This is a genomic window from Acinetobacter psychrotolerans, from assembly GCF_048552595.1.
GTDB lineage: Bacteria > Pseudomonadota > Gammaproteobacteria > Pseudomonadales > Moraxellaceae > Acinetobacter.
This window is the reverse complement of the sequence record NZ_JBIMDK010000013.1, coordinates 58028-76977: the sequence shown is the minus strand read 5'-3', so window position 1 is coordinate 76977 and position 18950 is coordinate 58028. Positions and strand designations below refer to the sequence as shown.

16 protein-coding genes are annotated in these 18950 nt (G+C 38.0%); 6 read left to right on the top strand and 10 right to left on the bottom strand.

The genetic code is table 11. The features are described 5' to 3' along the window. Positions 1-9: 9 nt before the first annotated feature. Positions 10-915 (bottom strand): glycosyltransferase, encoded by a 906-nt coding sequence (locus ACG94X_RS12060; RefSeq protein WP_419383971.1) that lies wholly within the window; start codon positions 913-915, stop codon positions 10-12. Positions 916-1057: 142 nt separating this feature from the next. Between ACG94X_RS12060 and ACG94X_RS12055 the strand changes: the two genes are divergently transcribed. Then, a complete protein-coding gene (locus ACG94X_RS12055) occupies positions 1058-1864 on the top strand; it encodes a glycosyltransferase family 25 protein (RefSeq protein ID WP_419383970.1) in 807 nt (268 codons plus the stop codon). Positions 1865-1918: 54 nt separating this feature from the next. On the opposite strand, the gene ACG94X_RS12050 is transcribed toward ACG94X_RS12055, so the two are convergent. The 4 genes from ACG94X_RS12050 to ACG94X_RS12035 all read right to left on the bottom strand — a co-directional run bounded on the left by ACG94X_RS12050 (position 1919) and on the right by ACG94X_RS12035 (position 5871). Continuing rightward, on the bottom strand, positions 1919-2782 hold the full coding sequence (locus tag ACG94X_RS12050; RefSeq protein ID WP_419383969.1) for a lysophospholipid acyltransferase family protein: 864 nt from the start codon (positions 2780-2782) through the stop codon (positions 1919-1921). Between the two features lie 14 nt (positions 2783-2796). Further along, positions 2797-3015 carry a hypothetical protein gene (locus tag ACG94X_RS12045; protein ID WP_419383968.1) on the bottom strand — a complete coding sequence of 73 codons (219 nt, stop codon included), beginning with the start codon at positions 3013-3015 and terminating at the stop codon, positions 2797-2799. A 117-nt stretch (positions 3016-3132) separates the two neighbouring features. Continuing rightward, positions 3133-4917 carry an aspartate--tRNA ligase gene (gene aspS / locus ACG94X_RS12040; protein WP_419383967.1) on the bottom strand — a complete coding sequence of 595 codons (1785 nt, stop codon included), beginning with the start codon at positions 4915-4917 and terminating at the stop codon, positions 3133-3135. Between the two features lie 189 nt (positions 4918-5106). Beyond that, a complete protein-coding gene (locus tag ACG94X_RS12035; protein WP_419383966.1) occupies positions 5107-5871 on the bottom strand; it encodes a DUF4184 family protein in 765 nt (254 codons plus the stop codon). Positions 5872-6006: 135 nt separating this feature from the next. On the opposite strand from ACG94X_RS12035, the gene znuD reads away from it, so the two are divergent. After that, a complete protein-coding gene (znuD, locus tag ACG94X_RS12030) occupies positions 6007-8094 on the top strand; it encodes a zinc piracy TonB-dependent receptor ZnuD (protein WP_419383965.1) in 2088 nt (695 codons plus the stop codon). 84 nt (positions 8095-8178) lie between these two features. Further along, positions 8179-9642, top strand: coding sequence for a phospholipase D family protein (locus tag ACG94X_RS12025; RefSeq protein ID WP_419383964.1), 1464 nt, complete (start codon positions 8179-8181; stop codon positions 9640-9642). 152 nt (positions 9643-9794) lie between these two features. Here the strand turns inward: ACG94X_RS12025 and ACG94X_RS12020 are convergent, their stop codons facing one another. After that, positions 9795-10247 carry a hypothetical protein gene (locus ACG94X_RS12020; protein ID WP_419383963.1) on the bottom strand — a complete coding sequence of 151 codons (453 nt, stop codon included), beginning with the start codon at positions 10245-10247 and terminating at the stop codon, positions 9795-9797. A gap of 169 nt (positions 10248-10416) precedes the next feature. Here ACG94X_RS12020 and ACG94X_RS12015 point away from each other — a divergent pair, with 169 nt between their 5' ends. Beyond that, positions 10417-10932 (top strand): RcnB family protein, encoded by a 516-nt coding sequence (locus ACG94X_RS12015; protein WP_419383962.1) that lies wholly within the window; start codon positions 10417-10419, stop codon positions 10930-10932. 155 nt (positions 10933-11087) lie between these two features. Here the strand turns inward: ACG94X_RS12015 and ACG94X_RS12010 are convergent, their stop codons facing one another. Beyond that, positions 11088-11582, bottom strand: a complete 495-nt coding sequence (locus ACG94X_RS12010; RefSeq protein WP_419383961.1) for a phosphate-starvation-inducible protein PsiE — start codon at positions 11580-11582, stop codon at positions 11088-11090. A 147-nt stretch (positions 11583-11729) separates the two neighbouring features. Between ACG94X_RS12010 and ACG94X_RS12005 the strand changes: the two genes are divergently transcribed. After that, entirely contained in the window at positions 11730-12362 is a 633-nt protein-coding gene (locus ACG94X_RS12005) for an FMN-binding negative transcriptional regulator (RefSeq protein WP_419383960.1), read from the top strand. Between the two features lie 77 nt (positions 12363-12439). Here the strand turns inward: ACG94X_RS12005 and ACG94X_RS12000 are convergent, their stop codons facing one another. The 3 genes from ACG94X_RS12000 to ACG94X_RS11990 form a co-directional block, all read right to left on the bottom strand. Then, positions 12440-14221, bottom strand: coding sequence for an acyl-CoA dehydrogenase C-terminal domain-containing protein (locus ACG94X_RS12000; protein ID WP_419383959.1), 1782 nt, complete (start codon positions 14219-14221; stop codon positions 12440-12442). 200 nt (positions 14222-14421) lie between these two features. Further along, complete coding sequence (locus ACG94X_RS11995) at positions 14422-16224, bottom strand: acyl-CoA dehydrogenase C-terminal domain-containing protein (protein WP_419383958.1); 1803 nt, start codon at positions 16222-16224, stop codon at positions 14422-14424. A gap of 305 nt (positions 16225-16529) precedes the next feature. Further along, positions 16530-17150: a hypothetical protein gene (locus tag ACG94X_RS11990; RefSeq protein ID WP_419383957.1), complete on the bottom strand. Its 621-nt coding sequence runs from the start codon at positions 17148-17150 to the stop codon at positions 16530-16532. A gap of 135 nt (positions 17151-17285) precedes the next feature. Between ACG94X_RS11990 and baeS the strand changes: the two genes are divergently transcribed. Beyond that, entirely contained in the window at positions 17286-18944 is a 1659-nt protein-coding gene (gene baeS / locus ACG94X_RS11985) for a sensor histidine kinase efflux regulator BaeS (RefSeq protein WP_419383956.1), read from the top strand. Positions 18945-18950: the final 6 nt, after the last annotated feature.

Sequence of the window (18950 nt, the reverse complement as noted above, 5' to 3'; positions counted from 1 at the left end):
CTCTAGACTTTATCCGTCTAGAGTAAATGTAGCTTTTTTGAATTTGGATTTAATTCTACGTATTTGTTTATTTAACCAATTGGTTTCTTGGTCAGGGCGAGTCACTTTATTCCCTCGGTAGTTAATTTGAGTTGCTTTTGAAAAAGTTCCAAAAGGTTCAATTAAATAATTTTCAGGTTTATAACCAAGCTCTAGTGCTTCTGCATAATATTGATCAAATAATTCAACCAAATCTTGGCGAGGATGAGGCATTATTTTGCCATCAAACCAATGTTTTTGATTCATTTCGGCAAGACGCGGAATTGCATATTTATGACTAAATTGAGTTCCCATGTCTGAGTAGTGTAATACTTTGATTTGTTCGATTGCTAAATCTTCACCGTCAATATTGTTATAAGAATCCTGATAAGGCTCAACAAGTTGAGGTTTTTCTTTGATAAGACGCATTAAATTTTTATGACTATCGGGATGATTACGAATTTCATCAAGTGGTGGGAGATATTGTTTGGCTTTTTCACAATTCCATACACAAGTACATAATCGTGCTGAGCTTTTTCCACCTTTTGCAATAACAATTGCATTATTATTCATGGGATGTGACCAAAGTTCTGCAATATCACAGAGTACGATCACATCTGCATCCATATAAATTGCACGACCTTTGAAACCACATAACTCAGGTATTGCCCAACGGAAACCAGAAAAAGGTGTTGCCCATTTTTCTGTAGACCATCCCTTATCTGTATCTTGATTGCTATACCACGGACTATTTATGTCATGACTAAGTTGCATCCAAATAAATTCAACATTATGCTGTGTATGTTTACGAACACTATGTTCTAATACCATGAGTTGTTCAAGGTCACAGTTATTTGGATCGCAACCTACAAAAATTTTAATGTTTTCACTAATCATTATTTATAGCCCCTAAAATCACATTTATTAGAGTGGTGCCATATAGTATATCGCTAAATGCGATTAATTTAAATGAACATTAATCTTTATGGTGGAGTCGATCTCAAAATTAAATTTATAAGTAATTGTTGTAAGAGTTTTTATGAAAAAATTTGTCATTAGTTTATCAACTGCTCAAGAGCGTCGTAAGCATATTGTTGCTGAATTTACAAAACAAGAAGTAGATTTTGAATTTATTGATGCGATTACGCCTGCGAATATAGATATCGCGACATCTAAACTTGGTCTGGGCGGGTATACAACAGCTTTACACCAAAATGAAGTCGGTTGCTTGCTGAGTCATATGCTATTGTGGAAAAAAGCAATTGATGAGCAACTCGATTATATCGCAATATTTGAAGATGATATCTATTTAGGTGATCATGCAAAAGATTTTTTATTGGATGATGTATGGATTCCAAAAGAATGTTCAGTGATCAAGTTAGAAGTCTTTTATAAAAAAATTGGTGTGGCGTTAAAACAAAATAATCTTTCGGCTCCCGATGCTCGTAAACTATTGTTATTACGTGAAGCGCATATGGGATGTGGAGGATATATCATATCGCAAGATGTAGCAAAAAAATTGCTGAATTTTATTGTTGAATCGAAAGTATTAATCCCTGTGGATCATTTTTTGTTTAGAGAGTGCCCAGAGCTAGAAGTGTATCAGCTTAGCCCAGCATTGTGTATTCAGGATATGATATTGACGAATGGTAATACACACTTCCCAAGTGCCTTAGAAGAAGTTAGAAATATTAGAAAAGGGAAGTATTTGAAAAAGGAAAAATTAAAATTTAGTGCTAAATTGAAAAAAGAATGTTCACGAATTGTTAGACAAATTCAAAAAATAATGATTAAGCTGGCAAAATTTAGACAAGGGATTAGGACTGTGAAAATAAAATTTCGTTGAGATCTAATACTTTAGATATGAGTTTTGAGTATTGCTTGGTGGAAAATAATTTGCTTATTTATACAAATTTCTTCCACCTTCTAATTTTCTAAATCTTTTATAGCCCCATAAATATTGTTCTGGAGCAACATTAATCATGCACTCAATTTCTTTATTCAAAGTATCTACAGAATTTTTTAAATCTTTGGATAAAATGTCTTGTGATAACTCAATAACATGAACATTAAAACCAGAAAGGTCTGATCGACGAATGCAGGTCAGTCCGACAACAGAACATTGTGTTTTTGCAGCAAGTTTTGAAAGTAAAGTTGAAGATAATGCATTTTGACCAAAGAAGTTGGAATAAATCCCTCCCGACTCTTTGGGAACATGATCGGGTAAAATGACGGAAAATCCGCCTTGCTTCAAATGTTTAAAGACTGCTCGAACGCCAGTATCATCAGCAGGAACAAGCGTTGCATTCAAACGCTGACGTGACTCTAACATAAAGCGATCTAAATCTTTATTTTTACTTGGTTTATACATAATGACTGGGCTTGTGTATTGGTTTAACCAAGCATTTAATATCTCCCAAGTTCCAAAATGAGGAACAGCAGCCAAACAACCATTTGGATTCTTTAAGGCATTAATAAAAATTTCAGCGCCATGAACTTCCTTAATCTGTGCTAAAGCAAACTCAGGTGAAGATCCCCAAACCTTAATCGATTCTGCATAGGTCATACACTGACTTTTTAGGCTGGCTTTGACTAAGGTATTTCGTTGTTGCTCATTGAGTTCAGGATATGCCACTTTTAAATTAAGTTCAGTGACTCGCCTTGCAGAAGAATTGCTAAAAAATAAAAGTGATCCAACGCCTTTTGCAAGGGATTGAATCATTGTCAAAGGGAGGCGTGATAAATTTTTAAGAGAATTATACATATAATTTTTGGCAACTATTCGCGGTCAGCATTACCTTTTAAAACTAAATAAATCAGCGCACAAATAATAAAAAATCCAGCGATAAAACTACTTGCACTAAAATAAACAATACGATCATATGTCGTTAAATTAAAAAGCTGTTCATTTAAAATATAGCGCATAAATGCCCATTGGACGACAGAAAATACAATGATAATGATTGTATGACGAAGAACAGCGGGACGCATAGCCATCGGGTTTCACCTTAAAAGTTAACTTAAACATTATGCCATTTATGAGAACTTATCTCAATTACTACATAGAAATAGAAAACCCTGCATAAAGCAGGGTTTTCATTAAAACATCAGAAATTATTTCGTTTCTTCAGCTTTTACTTTTTCACGTAAACGAATACCTAAGTCACGTAATTGATTTGCCTCAACGGGTGCAGGTGCTTGAGTCAATGGACATTCAGCAGTTTTCGTTTTCGGGAATGCAATTACGTCACGAATTGAAGATGCACCCGTCATTAACATCACTAAACGGTCAAGACCGAATGCTAAACCACCATGCGGAGGCGCACCAAATTTCAATGCATTCAACAAGAAGCTGAATTTATCTTCCGCTTCTTCTTCGCCAATACCTAAAGCTTCAAAAATGGCTTTTTGCATTTCTAGGTTATAAATACGTAGTGAACCACCGCCAACTTCAGTACCGTTCAATACCATGTCATACGCAACAGAAAGCGCAGCACCTGGGTTTGATTTCACTTCTTCAACGCTTGATTTTGGTAGCGTGAATGGGTGATGCACAGATGTCCATTTACCATCGTCAGTTTCTTCAAACATTGGGAAATCAACAACCCAAAGAGGAGCCCACTCAGTGGTCGACATTTTCATGTCATGACCGACTTTAATACGTAAAGCACCCATAGCATCGTTTACAACTTTGGCTTTATCTGCACCAAAGAATACGATATCGCCATTTTCAGCACCAACACGTTTCAACAGATCAAGCACGATTGGCTCGATGAATTTAACGATTGGAGATTGAAGACCTTCAATGCCTTTTTCAAGTTCATTAACTTTAATATAAGCCAAACCTTTCGCACCGTAGATACCAACGAATTTAGTATATTCGTCAATTTGGCTACGTGGAAGTGAACCTGCACCTGGTACACGAAGTGCAACAATACGACCTTTAGGGTCTTTAGCAGGACCAGCGAATACTTTGAACTCAACGTCTTGCATCATGTCTGCAACGTCAACCAATTTCAAAGGAATACGCATATCTGGTTTATCAGATGCATAGTCACGCATTGCGTCTGCATAAGTCATACGTGGGAATTTGTCGAAATTCACATTTAAGAGTTCTTTGAACATCTTAATGGTTAAAGTCTCCATTAAATCCATAATGTCATCGTCACTCATGAACGATGTTTCAACGTCGATCTGGGTGAATTCTGGCTGACGATCGGCACGTAAGTCTTCGTCACGGAAACATTTTGCAATTTGGTAATAACGATCAATACCACCAACCATCAACAGTTGTTTAAATAATTGTGGTGATTGTGGAAGAGCGTAGAAGCTACCATTTGATACACGACTTGGAACTAAATAGTCACGTGCGCCTTCAGGCGTTGCACGAGTCAAAATAGGTGTTTCAACATCTAAGAAACCATTTTCTTCAAAATAGTTACGAATGAGATTGGTTAATTTAGAACGGAAACGTAAACGGTCAAGCATTTCAGGACGACGAATATCAAGGAAGCGATATTTCAAACGTACTTCTTCAGAAATATTAGTATTTTCATCATTCAATGGGAATGGCGGAGTTTCAGAGGCTGCAAGAACTTCAATGTCTTTGCCTAAAACTTCAATTTGACCACTCACGATATTTGCGTTTTCAGTACCTTCGTAACGACGACGTACGCGGCCTGTAATTTTTAATACGAATTCTGAACGTGATTTGTCTGCAGTTGCAAATGCTTCAGGGGTATCTGGATCGATAACCACTTGTACAACGCCATCACGGTCACGCATGTCTAGGAAAATCACACCACCGTGGTCACGGCGACGATGGACCCAACCGCATAATGTAACGGTTTGGTCAATTTGAGCTTCGGTTAAAGAACCGCAATAATGAGTTCGCATCATAGCGTTAAAAATCCAACTATATGGGTTAAGGAAGCGAATACGTAAACAGCGCATCGCCTAAAAATGTAATGAGAGATTATGCCTCTTTGAGCAGGTAGTCACAAGGACTTGAGCTAAAAACTGCTATATTGCCGAGATAATTTAAGCTTCATTGAATGAAAACTTGTGATTAAATCAGCAAGTGATGGCTTAGTTAAAATATTTTCTATAATTTAAAAATGCAAAAATGACACAACCTGATGTGAAACATATAACGGAGCCCTGTGTAAAGGTTTTCATGAAATAGCCAATAAAAATATATAAATCATTATTTTGAGGTAAATAGCCTTTGCTTTTTGCATCGTAAATATAGTAAAAACAACCACTAAAGAAAGAAGTTATAAATAACAAATAACAGAAATTTTGTATTTTTCGATTTAAAGGCGCACTTATTTTATATTTAAAGTAGTAATGTATTCCCATCCATATCAAGAAAGGTAAAGCTACAACAGAACAGCCGATCTGTAGCACTTTGTGCATTGGGTATTCATGATTCAAAATAAAAACTGGCTGTGCTAAAAAGTCTTGAAATGCAAAAGTTCTAAAATCTAAATGTGTCAAACCATCCCAAATAATATGGGTTGCTGTACCGAGGATAATTGCCAAAATCATCCATAATAAAAATTTAGAAAAACTTGAAAATGAATGGATATTGAGTGGTTCGGAAACTGCTAAAAACTTAAATAGCATCGGACGATATAAGCAATACCAGAGAAAACAAAAGAGTAAGCCAATCCATAAATCTGGATTAATAATACCTTTAAACTGATGATTTAGATGGATTTCAGTCTGAACCATTAAGCGATATAAATCGGGAGTCATTGTTCCAATCGCTAGTGCAGCAATAGGCAAACGGTTTCCAGTGAGTTTTGCAATCGGTGGCGCGAGTACAGCATGAGAAAGGGTAAAGGGCATTAGAATGAGAGATTTATAATATAACTTTAATTTGATTCTAAACAAAAAATAGGGAGGAGAATGTTTTTTATTGCAAAATAATTGAAATGTTATAATATAACATTATTGAAAATATTGAGCTTTGAGAGCAATCATATGTCTTTTACTAAAAGTGCCCTAACACTTTCCATTTCTACAATTATTTCAACCTCTATTTGGGCAGAGTCGGCAACGGTCTCAGATCAAGATAAAAATATTAAACAACTTGAGACAATTACGATAACCGCTCATCCATTAGATCCAAGTGTTGATGATTTTGGTGTGGCGGATCAAATTGTTTCACGTGAAAAATTACAGCAGGGTGGTAGTACGCTTGGGGAAGCGCTAAAAAATGAATTGGGCGTATATTCCAATAGTTTTGGCGCTGGCTCAAGTCGTCCAGTCATTCGTGGACAGGAAGGTGCACGAGTGAAAGTGACACAGAATGGAACAGAGACTATGGATGTCTCTAGTTTATCTCCTGATCACGCAGTGACGATTGACCCACAACTAGCCCAGAAAATTGATGTGATTCGTGGGCCATCAACATTGTTATATGGTGCAGGTTCTGTTGGTGGCCTAGTGAATATTATAGACACGAAAATTCCTACTCAGATGCCTGAAAATGGCTATGAAGGCAATGTGGGTATGCGCTATAACACTGGCAATGACGAAAAGATGGCACAAGCAGGTTTCACTGCGGGCCTAGGGCAAAATGTGGCTTTGCGTGTGGAAGGTTTAAAACGTGATGCCAATGATTATATTAGCCCTGATTATATCGTCACGGAAGATCATGGTGATCATTCACATACTATGAAAGAGCGTCGTGTAGGCAATACATTCTCAGAGTCTGAAAATGTTAATGTTGGATTGTCATGGATTGGTGAGCGTGGTTTCGCAGGGGTATCATATAGTAATCGTCAGGATCAGTATGGTTTACCAGGGCACAGCCATGAATATGAATCCTGCCATTTACATGGTGATCATTTACATTGCGGTGGTCATGACGATCATGATCATGGCGATGAAGAAGCACATGATCATACTGAGTCTGGCCCGTGGATTGATATGAAAACTGAGCGATATGATTTCCGTTCTGAATTGAATGAGCCATTTGCAGGATTTAAAAAATTACGTGCACAGGCAAGTTATACCGATTATCGACATGATGAAATTGAAGGCAGTGAAGCTATGACCATCTTTAAAAGTAAAGGTTATGAAGGTCGTGTCGAACTGGTACATAATCCTATTGCAGCTTGGGAAGGCGTATTTGGTGTGCAGATGAGTCAGCAAAAACTCGATATTACGGGAGAAGAAGCCGTTCTTGCACCGAATAAAACTCAGAAATACAGCCTATTTGGTGTAGAGCATCGTCAAATAGATGATGTTCATGTGGAGCTAGGGGCTCGTATTGACCATCAAAAAATAGACGTAGATTCTGAGCAGAAAGATTTTGATGGCAATGCCTTTTCCTACTCAAGTGCTGTGAATTGGGCATTTGCACCGAACTATAAATTATCGTTGGTGGGGTCTCATCAGGAGAGATTACCATTGGCGCAAGAACTCTATTCAGATGGCGCACATTTTGCGACTAATACTTATGAGCTGGGTAATGATGGATTAGAGAAAGAAAAATCTAATAATGTAGAATTGGGGCTGCATTATGATGCAGATAAACTCAGCTATCACATCCATCTCTATCACAATTGGTTCGACAATTATATTTATGCCAAAACATTAGATCAGTATGAGAATTTTCGCTTGATTGAATATTCACAAGATAAAGCAAAGTTTTATGGTACAGAAGTCGAAGTGGCATATCAGTTTAACGATATTTATAGAGCCAGTTTGTTTGGTGATTATGTACGTGGAAAAATTGATGCAGAGAACGCGCCTCGTGTACCTGCAGGTCGTTTAGGCACACGAGTGAATGCTAATTTTGATGATCATTGGTCAGGTTCGGCAGATTATTCGCATGTGTTTAATCAGGATAAGTTCGCAGCTTATGAAACGCAGACCAAAGGTTATAATCTAGTGAATGTTGGTATTGCTTATAAATATCCTGTTTCAGATAAACAGGAAGCGAAAGTCTTTTTGAATGCCAATAATCTATTGGATGAAAAGATTTATGAACATGCCTCGTTCTTATCTAATATTCCGCAAATGGGACGTAATTTCGTGATTGGTGTGAATTACAAGTTTTAATTTGTTTGCATTCATTCACCAAATCATTATTGAAAAATAAAGAGATAAGACCTAGTCTGATGATATTGGATTAGGTTTTTTAATATGCGTATCTTTCATAAAATTCACGGCAAGCTGAACTGGTCAAAACGACACTATTTCAGTTTGATTTTAGGCGTACTGGCACTGGGCTATTTGTCTTCAGCCGTTTATCACAGTGTCAAACCTATGCCACAAGGACTGAACTATACAGGGCCACTCCATCATGGCAATGTGAAATTTATTGCTGATCAGACCTATATAGATGCACAAGGTAAGCAGCAGATTGATCAACATATTTTTGATCAGATTTTACAATTGATTAAAGAGGCAAAAACCACCATTGTTATCGATATGTTTCTGTTTAATAAAGAGGTCGGTGATTCAACAGTTCAACATCGAGAGTTAACAGAACAACTGACACAGGCATTGATCAATCAAAAAGTAGTGAATCCTGAGTTAGACATCAAATTTATTACCGATCCGATTAACTCGGTCTATGGTGGAACGAATCCTGAACAATATCGTAAGTTGCGTCAGGGCGGTATTGAAGTAATTGAAACTAATTTAACGCCATTACGTGCATCTAATCCGACATGGTCAGGCTTTTGGTATTTATGTTGTCAGGATACCGGAAATAATGCGGAAAAAGGTTGGCTAAGTAATCCGTTTGGTAAAGATCCAATCACGATTCGTAGTTATTTGAACTTATTTAATTTCAAAGCTAATCATCGTAAAACCATTGTTGCAGATACCGCAGAAGGTTGGAAAACCATTGTGACTTCTGCGAATCCGCATGATGGTAGCTCAAGTCATTCTAATGTTGCACTGATGGTAACAGGTCCTGTTGCTGCCGATGTGCTCAAGTCCGAACAGGCGGTAGCAATGATGTCTGGTGGAACAACACCATTTGTTGCGATGGGTAAACTGGATGGCGATGTGAATGAACCACAGGTTCAGGTGCTGACTGAAAAAGCCATTTATGATGCTGTTTTGAAAATGCTTGAATCTGCCAAAGCCAATGATCAGATAGATTTGGCAATGTTCTACTTGTCAGAACGTCAAATTGTTAAAGGCTTAATTGCAGCAAAAGAACGTGGTGTTAAATTACGAGTGCTACTTGATCCCAATAAAGATGCTTTTGGTCGCCAGAAGAATGGTATTCCGAATAGACAAGTGGCTTCTGAATTGCATGAAGCAGGTGTTGATGTACGTTGGTGCAATACACAAGGTGAGCAATGCCATAGCAAAATGATCGTAAAACGTAATACTCAATCTGCAGAAATGATTTTAGGTTCTGCCAATTTCACAGCACGAAATCTGAAGAATTATAATTTGGAAACAGATTTACGTGTTGTCGGCACACCTCAACAGCAGGTTTTTGTCGATGCCGAAACGTATTTTAATACTGCTTGGTCGAATTTGAATGGTCGCAATATGAGTGTGGATTACAGTAAATTTGCAGACGATTCTAGCTTAAAATATGGGCTGTATCGCTTTATGGAATGGAGTGGGTTGTCTACTTTCTAATTGGTTTAAAAAATCATGTACAGAATAGAGTGGTTTTCGGTACATGATTTAGGCTCAAAATTTTATAAAAACTAAGCTTAAAATGAATAAACTACTAACAAGACTTCTAAGATCATTAAGAGATAATTAGGCTCTTGAAAATAGCTGTCTATTTAGTTTTGTGGATTCGGTGGAATTATATTATCTAAATCTTTATCTGAAATTTTATCGAGCTCTTGAATATCAGTTTTGATTTTCCATTTACTCTCATCATCTACAGGTTTCGGTAGACGAGCCTCTAACCAGTCACATACTACATTGGGTGAAAAATCTGCATGATTACATTGAATCACCCAGGCTAAAAATTGTTTTGCTTCGCCATTCATATAAGGAGGAGGGGAAACAGGCAAAAATTGAGTCGGAAGACGCTCATTTTTAGAAATATAATTTAAAACATGACCAAGTTCTTGCACAGTTTGCCATGCTAAAGGATGGTCAATATTGATTTGAAATTTAAACCACCATGCTTGTTTGCCATCTGAACCATAGCTATCAATAAATGCCTCTTGCACACTTGGGATTTTGCAAAAAAATTGATGTAAACGGTCAAAGCTCAGTTCAGCCACAATACAGCACTCATCAGATTAAAATTATATTTTATCAGATTGATGTCGGAATTTACCCAAGTTGAGGTATAAACAATAAAGAAGATTAAATTTTGACTGTAATTCATCCATTATTTATCTTGAATGATGTATTAACCTGTTGTGTATAAGTTCAAGTTTGGAGGTTGAAATGAAACAGATACTCAGTTTAAGTGTCTTGATGTTGATGCTTTCAGGTACTTCGATTATGGTATGGGCAGATGCTAAAGATTGGGGCAATTATCGTAGTGTTGAGCGCCCTCAAAAGAGATATCCAACAACGACTTATAAATATACAGATCAATATGGTCGTCAAATGTCACAGGAAATTCCTATTCGACCTCCATCACATCGTCCGTACCCGAGCTATCCAAGTTATCCCAATTATCCAAACCGACCATATCCAAACTATCCAACTCCTAGTTATCCAAGTCAAAACTATCCACCACAAAATGGTGTGACAATTATTTATAATCATCAGTTTCCAACGCGGACGGAGTATTCAGGTAGCAGTTATGGTTATGTAAATGGTGAGGGTGGTCATATAGAAAGCTCACAATATACCTTAATTAGTGATTGGCGCCGTTATGGATTACCTGATCCACAGGCTGGTATGCATTGGATTTTCCAAAATGGTCGTTATTTACAAGTGCCTAATAATCGTTGAACATGTTTTAAAAACCGTCATTATGATCAATATGAATGCATACAAGAGTTTTAACATATTAAGAAGCCCCTTCTCCTCTATGTTTTGCGCTTTCATAAGGAATTTCTTTAATTTTGTTTAGGGAGAAGGGTAAGCGTATGAATCAAGACAAGAGACTAGGCCAGTTCATCGTCTTCCGGTCGTGGTGTTTTGCCATGGGGCAATGATTTTTCAGTGTGCTTATCACGAATGACAGAAGGATATGTCCAAGATGCATATCTCACGATCAAAATTGCAATGGCTAAAATTAAAACTGATCCAGTGATAATCACTAAGTCCATATCTGCTTTATGGTCATGCTGAATATCTGAAATTAGTAATCGCGTGAGTGCAGTGATTGCGATATAAATTAAGAAACGCACAGGCATATGGTTGGTTTTAAAATAAATCCCTACCATTGCACCTAATTCTAAATAGATGAATAACAATAAAATATCATCAATACTGGCATATTTTTTTACAGTCAGAATCTCAATGATCGTATGCACCGCTGACCAAGCGATCATACAGCCAATAATAAATAATGCGATGTAATGAAATGTCTCAACCGCAATATTGCCCAATTTATCGAGGAGGTTTTCAATTTTTTCTACACGTGGATCTTTATTCATAGCTTCCTCCAACTCGCTGATTTTAAATACAGTAAATAGTATGCAAGTTTCATGCACATGAATGACAAGTGACAATTTATAGATATATCAATACAGATATTTGATGTTATTTTATCTAGGCTTTTCCACGATTATTGAGAATTGAAAATGTATCTTCCTACGCATTTTTACCAAGACAACCTTCCTGAACTTTTCGATCTAATTGAAAAGAATCCATTGGGGAGTTTGATTGTTGTACAAGATGGTGAAATTGAAGCGAATCATATTCCTTTTGAATTGGATCGTTCAGAGGGAGAGTTTGGGGTACTAAAAGGGCATATTGCCAAAGCTAATCCTTTATTTAGCATACTGAATGAACCTTTATCTGCTTATGTGATTTTTCAGGCAGAGCAAGCTTATATTTCTCCGAATTGGTATGAGGGGAAGTTAGAACATCACCGAGTAGTGCCGACATGGAATTATCGAGTCGTGCATGTGAAAGGGACAATTCAAAAGCTTGAAGATGATCGATATTTACGTGGTGTATTGGCGCGTTTAACTCGAACTCATGAATCAACACAGGCTTTACCGTGGAAGATGGGGGATGCTCCTCATGATTTTATTGAAGAACAGCTAGCAAAGATTGTTGCAGTTGAAATTAAAATAGAATCAATAGTAGGAAAATTTAAAGTCAGTCAAAACCGTTCTGTTGATGATGCAGAGAATGTAGCGAAGGCGTTGCAAGAGCAAAATTCTGCAATGGCGGAGTCGATTAGAAAGTATTATCCCAACAATAGTTGAACAGATTTACAACTTAGATGAGTAATAAAAAATGCCCGAAATATCGGGCATTTTTTATCAGTTAAAATCCTGAGAAATTAAGACTGAGTGGTAAAGTAATCTTCGCTAAAGTCCATAATCACTTCTGCACCCGCTTTAATTTTGGTAATGCGAGAACTGATATCTGGCAGAATGCGCTGGATGAAGTAATGCGTCAATGCCAATTTGTCTTGGTAAAATTGACCTTGCTTATCTTTTGCAGCATTGGCAATTTTTGCAAACATATAAGAGAAGCTTAGTAGACCGACTGCGTGTAAATAATCTACTGCGGCAGCATTAGAGAATTCAGTACTTTCTTTTGAACGTTCTAAAATGTATTGAGTGATCATTTCCACTTCAATTGCCACATCTAAAGTTGCATCTTTAATGAAGTTCAAATCTGTGTCTAAACCATTGGCAAAATCACGAATTTCCGCAATATATTCTGCAATGAAAGCACCATTACATTTAATGGTTTTACGACCGATTAAATCTTGAGACTGAACGCCGTTAGTACCTTCGTAGATTTGTGCAATACGTAAGTCACGGATACATTGTTCCATGCCCCACTCACGGATATAACCATGACCACCGAAGACCATTTGCGCATCAATTGCTGCATCAAAAGCGGTATCTGTTAAATATGCTTTAGCAATGGGTGTTAGTAGTGCAACACGGTTGTTTGCAGCAGCAACGGCTTCTAGATCAGTCGAGAATTTAGTGATGTCGAGTTGTTGACCGACATAGACTGCAAATGCACGAGAAGCTTCATTGTTTGCACGCGCATTGAGTAACATGCGACGTACATCACCATGAACTAAAATGCTGTCCGCTGGTTTTTCAGGAGATTGCACACCCGTTGCACTGCGACCTTGTAAACGATCTGTCGCATATTGTGCAGCATTTTGGTAAGCATATTCAGAAGCACCAAGCCCTTGAATACCCATAGACAAACGTTCGTAGTTCATCATTACGAACATTGCAGCAAGCCCTTCGTTTTCTTTACCTACAAGGTAGCCTTTTGCAGCATCGAAGTTCATGACACACGTTGCAGAGGCTTTAATCCCCATTTTGTGTTCAATTGAACCAGGCCCAGCAGTATTACGTTCACCCAGTGAACCATCTGCATTGACCATAAATTTAGGCACGATAAATAGTGAAATACCACGTGAACCCGCAGGTGCATCTGGTGTTTTTGCTAAAACAAGGTGAATGATGTTTTCAGCAAGATCGTGGTCACCACCAGTAATAAAGATTTTTGTACCTGTGATGTTGTAAGTACCATCTGTATTCGGTTCAGCTTTAGTTTTGATAATGCCTAAGTCTGTGCCTGCATGTGGCTCAGTCAAACACATCGTACCTGACCATTCACCTGAATAGATTTTTGGTAAATATGTTTCTTTCTGTTCTTGTGATGCATAGCTGTTCAAAGCCATACCTGCACCAACTGAAAGCAGTGGGTAAAGCATGAAAGATGGATTAGTTGCAAATAACATCTCATCTGCAAGTACTGTCAGCATTTTAGGCATGCCTTGACCGCCCCATTCTTCTTCTGCACCTAAACCAATCCAACCGCCATCGGCATATTGTTTAAATGCTGCTTTAAAGCCAGCTGGAGTAGTGACTGCACCATTTTCAAAATGTGCGCCTTCTTCATCACCTGAACGGTTGAGTGGCAATGTTACGTTTTGAGCAAATTTTGCCATTTCTTCAAGAATGGCTTCAGCTGTTGCAGCATCAAGATGTGCAAGGTTTTCATTTGATTGCCAGAATTGTTCTGCATTGAAAACATCATTCAGGATGAAACGCATATCCGCTAGAGGTGCATTATAAATTGGCATGATTACTCACCTATTTGTTTTTAAATCTATAACTTTTAAAGCAGTCTAATCTAAGCGTATTTTTAAGGATAGATCAGAAGGCTTAATGAAGGAGGAAAACTGTATCTCTTTATAAAGAAAAAGGACAACCAAAGCTATGATTGTCCTTTCTCTAATCCTGCACTGGTGAGTACAGTTTTTTATTACAGAACTATATCAACTTAGAACGCAAAGTCTTCTGCATCTAATGACATCAATGGATCTAAACCACCTGCGATTACGTCTACATGTGAACGAACGCGTGGCAAGATTTTCTTGAAGTAGAAACGAGCTGTTTTAACTTTTGCTTCGTAGAAACCAGTTTCAGTAGAACCTTCAGCCAATTTCTCTTGAGCAACAAGTGCCATACGTGCCCATAGGAATGCAAGCGTTACATAACCAGAGAAGTAGAGGTAATCAACCGCAGCAGCACCAACTTCGTCAGGGTTCTGCATTGCTTTCATACCAATCTGCATGGTCAAATCGCCCCATTCTTTATTCAGCGCAGCAAGCGGCTCAACAAATTCTTGCATTGCAGCATTGTCTTTGTTTGCTTCAATGAATTTATGAACGATTTTGGTGAAGTCTTTCAACATTGCACCCTGAGTCCCCAAAACTTTACGACCCAATAAGTCTAAAGCTTGAATTTCAGTTGTGCCCTCGTATAAGCAAGCGATACGTGTATCACGTACAATTTGCTCCATACCATGTTCAGAAATAAAGCCATGACCACCAAATACTTGTACGCCGTGTTTTGCAGATTCTGAACCTGTTTCAGTCAAGAATGCTTTTGCAATTGGAGTAAGAAGTGACAGGATGTTGTCTGCGAATTTACGTTCTTCTTCAGTTGCACCTTGTTCTACTGTATCTGCATATTGAGATAGGAAGTAAACCAATGCACGACCGCCTTCAGCAAATGCTTTTTGCGTCATCAGCATATTACGTACAGCAGGGTGTACGATAATTGGATCTGCTTCTTTTTCAGGTGCTTTAGGACCAGAAAGTGAACGCATTGCTAAACGATCTTTCGCATATGCAAGCGCACCTTGGAACGATGATTCAGAAGCTGTTAAACCTTGAACAGCAGTACCAATACGCGCAGTGTTCATAAATGTGAACATTGCATGTAGACCACGGTTTTCAGGTCCAATCAGGAAGCCTTTTGCATTATCAAAGTTGATGACGCAAGTTGCATTACCATGAATACCCATTTTGTGTTCGATCGAACCACAACGTACTGCATTACGATCGCCTACAGAACCGTCAGCATTTACATTGAATTTAGGTACGATAAATAACGAAATTCCTTTAGTACCTTTAGGCGCGCCTGGTAAACGAGCAAGAACGATGTGGATAATGTTATCCGCCATGTCATGTTCACCAGCAGAGATAAAGATTTTCTCGCCAGAAATTGCAAAGCTACCATCTGCTTGTGGTTCAGCTTTAGAACGGATAATACCTAAGTCAGAACCTGCATGAGATTCTGTTAAACACATGGTACCTGTCCATTCACCTGAAACAAGTTTAGGTAAATAAGTTGTTTTTTGCTCAGCAGAACCGTGATGCTCAATAGTACGAACCGCACCATGAGAAAGACCAGGGTACATACCCCATGCCCAGTTTGCAGAACCAACCATTTCAGAAATAGCAGTTGCTAATGATCCTGGTAAACCTTGACCACCGTGTTCTTCTGGAACAGATAAAGATGGGAAGCCTAATTCTACATATTTGTCATATGCAGCTTTAAAGCCTGTTGGAGTCGTTACAACGCCATCATTCCATGTACAACCTTCACGGTCACCAGTTTGATTGATTGGAGAAAGTTCATTCTCACAGAAATCAGCACCAGCTTCTAAGTATTGATCAACCAACTCACGGCTTACAGTGTCTTGGAATGCAGGTAATTTTGCGTAATGTTCTTCAGCATTTAATAATTCATGCAAAACGAATTGCATATCACGTAAGGGTGCTTTGTATTGTGGCATATCGGTTTCCTCAATACTGGTTAAACCAGATTTATAATCCTAATAAATACGATGTGCGTCTTTTGAAGACACATACTTGTTCTGCTATATCGTGCAACATCTTATAGTCACGTACAAGTATTCAATGGTTATTTCTCTGTGACTGTAAAGTCAAAGAAAAAACCATTGAATACTGTAAGTATATTGAGTGTAAACACTTTTCAGTAAAAATTAAGGGTGCAAATGGTCAAAATCGTAAAAAGATATGTCCAATAAAAAAAGGTGCTGAATAGCACCTTTGGGGAGAGTATTGTTAGATTTACCGCTTATACTTTCGGTGAACTTGGAACGCTATTCGATGGCATTGTATGATTTACTTTAAATTCTGGTTGGAATTTAACAATACATTTACCGTCTAATGTTTTATCGCCCATTTTTACTTGGATGGCTTGACCATTAGTTTGTCCTGCACACGATTTTTGAATTGCATCCCATTGTGCTTTACGCTCTGTGCGCTTTTGTTCAAATTGTTGCTTGATTTGGGCACGTTGTTCCGCTGTCATATCTTTCATGTGAGGACCTTCGTGACGCATCATTCGACCATGTTTACGCATGTCATGTTTCATATCCGCCATGGCTTTACGGTCTGCTTTAAACACGATATTACATGAGCCATCAATCACTTGATCGCCCGTTTTTACTTGAACAGCTTGACCAATCGCTTTTCCATCACATGCTTTTTTAACTTGTTCTCGCATCTCTTTATGTTGCGCACGCATTTGTTGCTTTTGTTCACGTTGTTCAGGGCTTAAACGCTCATGCTTTTGTCCCATCATATGACCACGATGATCATCTTTTTGAGGGGCTGGAGTAGACTGACACGCACTTAATGCGCCCATAGTTAAAATACTTGCAGTCACCATTGTGATTTTTGTCATTGCTTTCATTATTACAACACCCAAATTATTCTATGCTCTGTCGATAGGATAAAGAATAGATAATAATGATGTAGAAACAATGGAGAGTATTTTTGAAGACTGTTCTATACAATACTGAAATGAGAAGAAAAATGTGAGATGGTTTTGAAGATACGTCGAGTTCCCATAGCACTACGCTTATTTTTAACAGTCTTATTGACTACATTGGTCATTACCACTGTGAGCTTAGGTGTTTTACATTGGACGATGCAGAAAAACTTTGCTAAATATGTTGCAGATGTGGAAATGCAGAAACTCGATCATCTGATTGAAAATTTGGCAAGTGTTTATAGTATTTATCAGGACTGGGGCAATGCAGTTCAGGCACAGATTTTCCAAGTGGAAGGTGAGGCTGCACCAGACGATTACGATAAGTTGTCGCATTGGTGGTTACGCCGACAGTATGATATTGCCTTGCAACAACGCTATTTTAAAGAACACACGGCGATGAATTCTGTGGTTGCAAATACGGAGCAGAGTAAAATTGATCAAGTCGAATTAAAAATACTCGAAGAAAACCTACCTTCAGAATATCAACCTTTTGAAGGCTTAAAATTCCCATTAAGTACCAATCAGAATCTATTTAAACCTACTGACAAAAATGCAAAAAATAAAAACTCAAGTTTAGTTTCACCCGATCAGAAAGATGGTAAACGTCGTTTTATCTCTATGCCAGACCGTCTAGGTTTAAGTTCACGTTTGTCACTTTATGATGCAAAACAGCAATTTATTCTAGGTGAGCCATCTAATGATCAGATTTCTTATCGTCCGATTACAGTCGATCAGAAAATTGTTGGTTACTTGGGATTAAAGCCTGTTTTAGATCAAGATGATGCACTGAGTATTAACTTCTTTAGCAACCAAAAGCGTTATTTAGTCCTTATTTATATTCTGACATTATTGGCAAGTTTGGTTGCTGCTTTGTTATTGGCAACCTATTTTAAAAAGCCAATTCAACGCTTATTAAATGCGACTCGTGAATTGACCAAAGGTAATTTTCAGCATCAAGTTATTGTTAAACGTGATGATGAACTGGGTGATTTATCAAATGAAATTAATGAATTAGCGACCATATTGGATCAGCATGAGACTTCTCGCCGTCAGTGGGTTGCCGATACCTCACATGAGTTGAAAACGCCATTAGCTGTATTACAGGCGCAGATTGAAGCCATGCAAGATGGGATTCGTAAACCAACACCTGAGCATTTTGATTCAATGTTACGCCAAGTGACCAGTTTAAAAAAACTCACCCAAGATCTTGCAGATTTAGCACAGGCAGAAGCGCAGCAATTGAAATTTTATTTTGCCGAAATTGATCCGTGGGTGGTGGTTTTACAAGAAATTGAGAACTTTAAACCTAAATTTGAACAGGCTCAGTTAGCCATTTCTGCACAAGGTGAAGGTGTAAAATTACAATTAGATATAGATCGCTTTAAGCAAATTATGGTCAACTTACTGAGCAACAGTATTCGCTATACCGAAGCTGGTGGTGAAGTCAGAGTTCATACGATACAAGATGCACAGACATGGTCAGTTATTGTGGATGATAGCCCTTTAGGACTGAGCGATGAACAAATTGCACGTTTGGGTGAACGTTTCTACCGTGTGGATAATTCACGGACACGTAGCACTGGCGGTACAGGTTTGGGTTTAGCTTTATCAGGTAAAATTGCACAAGCTTTGGGTGGTGAACTCACATTTGATCATTCTCCATTAGGTGGTTTGCGTTGCAAGCTGACATTTTCAAAACATATAAAGAGTTAAAAGGAA